Below are 3,839 nucleotides of genomic sequence, written 5' to 3'. Positions count from 1 at the left end.
CATCCACAGAGCCAGATCGCAGATCTCCTTCCGTGGAACTATCTCGTCAACGTGTGATCGGCACACCGGTTACAGAGAAACGCCGCGAGCGCGAGGAGCGCGAGCACCTCGACCGGCTCCGCCAGGCGGAGGAAGACGCTGCCGAGCTCCGCCGCCAAGAGAAGGTCGCCCGGGCCGAGCGCATAGCCGAGGAAGACAGACAGAGGGCCGAGCGCGAGGCGAAACTCACTGAGCGCGAGACTGAAGTCGAAAGCAAGACCAGGATGCTCGTCCGCGCCCTCCACGAGTTCGAACAACTCGGAGAGCAGGTGAAATCGGCCGCTCGGAATGTCGGTCTCGTCGATCACCCGCTCGTCCAGACCGCAGGCCGGGCCGTCGAGCGGATGCGAGAAATGCTCGGGACTTTCGGCGGCAAGAAACTCGATAGCGACCAGCGCGAGCGCCAGCGCACCCGCGGCGCGGGCTAACCGCCGGCGGTTGCCCTGGGGCCACATCTCCTCGGCAAGATGAGGTCGTCGAAATCGCTGCTCGAACGCAAGGCCTTCTATGCATGAGACCGCAGCATAGGCGGGTGGGCTTTGAGCAAGGCCGCCCGTGCTTGCTCGTCGCCATGCCACTGCCATCGGGCGACCAGGGCCAGCCCATCGGCACGGGACTGAAACGTGTTCCTGCCCTTGGCTTTGATCTCAACGCTCTGTCTGTCTTTCATCGCCTGCGCCCTGCCGATTGTTTGTGCTGGAGAGCAGATGCGCCATGGGAATCTCGCCTGAAATCAGCGGCCGGCGAGCTCTCGGAAAATCTCATTGGAGTGAAGAAAGGCCTCGACCTCGTCGAGGAGGTCCTCGCGGTCACAGCGGCCACGCCCGACCATCGTGCATTCCCAGACGACGATCACGCGCCAGCCGAGGTCTCGCAGGGCTCTCACGTTCTCGGCGTCCCGCTCACGGTTCCGAGCAATCTTCGGCCCCCAAAACTCCTGGCGCGACTTCGGTTGGCGGCCGCACCCGGAGTGCCCGTGCCAGAAGCACCCTCGGACCTCGATCACCGTGCCGAACTTCCGGAGCACGAGATCTGGCGTCCCCGGCAGATCTCGGCGATGCAAGCGAAACCGATACCCGCGCGCGTGCAGGCCGCGCCTGATTACGAGCTCAGGCTTGGTGTCCTTGGCGCGGACCCGGGACATCTGCTCGGACCGCGTGAGAGGGCGCGTCTGCTTGGCCATGAGTGGAAGATAGATGAGAACCGGCGCTCATGCACCGTGCGGGCCGTGGTGACTGCCGAAGAGACTGCTCTCGCCGCCGGCCCAACCCTTCTTGGCGCGCTGCCGGTCGCGTTCGCACGAACGGCAGTTGCCACGGGTCATCCGCTTGCCGTTTCGATAGCCCTTCGTCGGGAATTGATCCTCGGGGCCTTGCCAGCCGCAGCCGGTGCAGGTCTTGAGCCAGATGCCTTCGAGTTGGCGGTGACCGACATGAAGCCTCTTGTGCGTCTGCGGATCGACGCACTCCAGATTGTCCAGGCGATTGTCAGTCCGGTCATGATTGATGTGGTGGATCTGGAACCCCGGCGGGATCGGGCCGTGCGCCGATTCCCACACGATACGATGCTCGCCGATTATGCGGCCATCATCGAGCTTGACCTGGATGTATCCGTCGCTGCCCAGCCAGCGGTTCTGTGTGTTCTCCATGCAAGGGAGATCGCGCCCGGCGAGTCATTTCGCTCCGCTTTTCGTGTTTTCTCCACATCTCACAGATGACATTGTGTGGTCGGGCAGGCTGCAAAGGACAGGTGAATAAATGCTACGTGGAATTCTCGTCGCCATTTCAGTGACATGTGCATTCGCATCGGCTGCTATCGCGGCGGAATGGGAAGTCGTCCGTGAATGGACCGACCCATTCGTCGGAGATGAAATTTCGGCCGCCCGGGTGACCAATGAAGAGGGGTTCACACTCATGCTCTTTCGGAGCGAGGATAGTAGAGTGCGGGCTCTCTATTCGCTCCCGTCGTCAACCTTCGATCGGCTACCACAAGAAGGGCGGGTGCTGATGATCCGACCGGGCGAGCACGACAGCAAAGAGATCGAGGCCGAGATTGTTCCTGACGGAATCGTCGAAAACGGAAGGTCCGACGGAATCGCAGTCCGAGACCTGATGTGGCACGGACAAGCACCCTCGCCGACGCGCGGCACGCTTCGGAACATCCTGGACAGCGACCGCCTCTACGCACGCTTCTTTCTCGATGACGGTAGGACCGTCGATACGAGTTGGACTCTGGAGGGGTCGCATCCGGCCCTGGCAGAAGCCCTGGAAATCGAGGTGGCCGTCGACCAGGCAGAAAGGGACTGGGCCGACGTAGTTACGAATACCTTGATCGCCCAGGCTCAGCGCTGCAGCGCGAACGGCCCCGATCGCGCGTGCATCAATGCCATGGATGCGTGTGGTGACATTCTCACGGAAGATCGTGACAAGCCCGGCTTCGAGGCATGTATGGCGTCCAGGGGCTATTGAGACAGGTCTTGGTTACGACTTCTTCGCGCGCCTGGCGTCGATCTCCTGGCGGAGGCGCTCGATCTGGATGTTTTTGATCTCGAACGGCAACCACATTGAGAAGATGAAGGCCACGAGGGCCAGGTATCCGAAAATGTCATGTACGATATACCAAGCCTCGAGTTCCTTCGCCTCGATGACTTCGCTGGCGACGAGAAGAGCCAGCACGATCAAATATAGCACGAAGAGGTAGGTCAGTCGCATCAGTCGCAACTGCACGTCCTTTGCCTGCTCCCATGAAGCACGCCAAGTGCCCGGGAGCAGCATGCCAGGGTCACCCACGATCGAGACAATGGCGAACAGTGACGCGGCGAGGATCGAATACACCACCCCGATGTATTCGGCGGGCTTTTCCGAAACCCTCAGCGCTTCTCCCAGCCCGAAATACGCCGGAATAAGTGGCAACCCTAAGGTCAGTAGCAGGCCGACCGCCTTGTATGGGTTGAAACGACGCATCAGCGTTCAAAAATCCCAAGTTCGTCGAAGTGATCGAAAGCGTCCGACAGCGCGGTCCGCACCTGGACAGTATCGATCACGCGGCGGTTGCCGTCGACGCGGAAATCGTCGCGCACTCGAACTGAGTCCCGAGTGATCCTCACCCCTGACTTTGTCACAATGGCGAAGCCCTCGTCATGCCCGTCGTCCAGGACCTCCTCCGCCATTTCCAGCATAAGCTCCCGGACCTGAGGTTGATCCCATGCCCTGCCTGGGCGGAGCGTGAGGCGCCCCATGATACGCTCTGCCGCTTCGAGTTCTTCCGGTGTCGCATCGTCCGACACCAAGCTCTTCAGCATCGAGAAAAGTCCGGCATTCGGGATCTGCCCTTGGTTCGAGAGATACTCGAGCGTTGACCGATAGCCTCCCACGTCGAGGTCGATCTCCTCGATGCCGTCCTGCATCATCGCCCGGTAACGCCGTTCATCCAGCGTGGCGGTGAGAAGATACGCCGCCTCATCGGGGCAGAAGGCTTCCAGGAGCTTGTTGAGCAGAACGCTGATCGAGCTGTCGCGGACAGGGGAATTGTGGGTGGTGAAGACCACATCATCGCCTCGACACACCAGGTAAACCTGCGATTGGATGAACTGCTTCTCACGCGGAGCCGGCTCTTCTGCCACGCCGGCACGACGGATGGTTTGGATTACTGCGGCGCCAGCACCTTCCTCGAATGTCACGAGGTGCAAGTAATCTCGCCCGTGTCGATCTCGATCATGGGATGCGGTAATCCCCCCCGATTTTAAGGGGCTGCAAACGTAGAATTTTCTCGGCAAGATGAACGAGGAGATTTCGAATGAA

Annotated in this window: 6 protein-coding genes; 2 read left to right on the top strand and 4 right to left on the bottom strand. The window is 60.8% G+C overall.

Annotated elements, in window-relative coordinates:
• Positions 1-467: hypothetical protein (locus ACN2XU_RS24125; protein WP_419412882.1), on the top strand; the 467-nt coding region annotated here is incomplete at its 5' end.
• Between the two features lie 305 nt (positions 468-772).
• On the opposite strand, the gene ACN2XU_RS24120 is transcribed toward ACN2XU_RS24125, so the two are convergent.
• Together ACN2XU_RS24120 and ACN2XU_RS24115 are read right to left on the bottom strand one after the other, a co-directional pair.
• Entirely contained in the window at positions 773-1,222 is a 450-nt protein-coding gene (locus tag ACN2XU_RS24120; protein WP_419412881.1) for a very short patch repair endonuclease, read from the bottom strand.
• A gap of 27 nt (positions 1,223-1,249) precedes the next feature.
• Complete coding sequence (locus ACN2XU_RS24115; RefSeq protein ID WP_419412880.1) at positions 1,250-1,687, bottom strand: HNH endonuclease signature motif containing protein; 438 nt, start codon at positions 1,685-1,687, stop codon at positions 1,250-1,252.
• A gap of 109 nt (positions 1,688-1,796) precedes the next feature.
• Between ACN2XU_RS24115 and ACN2XU_RS24110 the strand changes: the two genes are divergently transcribed.
• Entirely contained in the window at positions 1,797-2,507 is a 711-nt protein-coding gene (locus ACN2XU_RS24110) for a hypothetical protein (protein ID WP_419412879.1), read from the top strand.
• Positions 2,508-2,519: 12 nt separating this feature from the next.
• Here ACN2XU_RS24110 and ACN2XU_RS24105 read toward each other — a convergent pair whose 3' ends face one another.
• Together ACN2XU_RS24105 and ACN2XU_RS24100 are read right to left on the bottom strand one after the other, a co-directional pair.
• Positions 2,520-3,002 (bottom strand): hypothetical protein, encoded by a 483-nt coding sequence (locus ACN2XU_RS24105; protein ID WP_419412878.1) that lies wholly within the window; start codon positions 3,000-3,002, stop codon positions 2,520-2,522.
• Positions 3,002-3,839, bottom strand: an 838-nt coding sequence (locus ACN2XU_RS24100; RefSeq protein ID WP_419412877.1) for a hypothetical protein, incomplete at its 5' end; no start/stop codon positions are given. The genes ACN2XU_RS24100 and ACN2XU_RS24105, both read right to left, overlap by 1 nt.

Source organism: Pacificoceanicola niger, assembly GCF_048553275.1.
Classification (GTDB): domain Bacteria; phylum Pseudomonadota; class Alphaproteobacteria; order Rhodobacterales; family Rhodobacteraceae; genus Pacificoceanicola.
The sequence above is the reverse complement of the archived record's forward strand: the minus strand, read 5'-3'. Positions and strand labels throughout refer to the sequence as shown.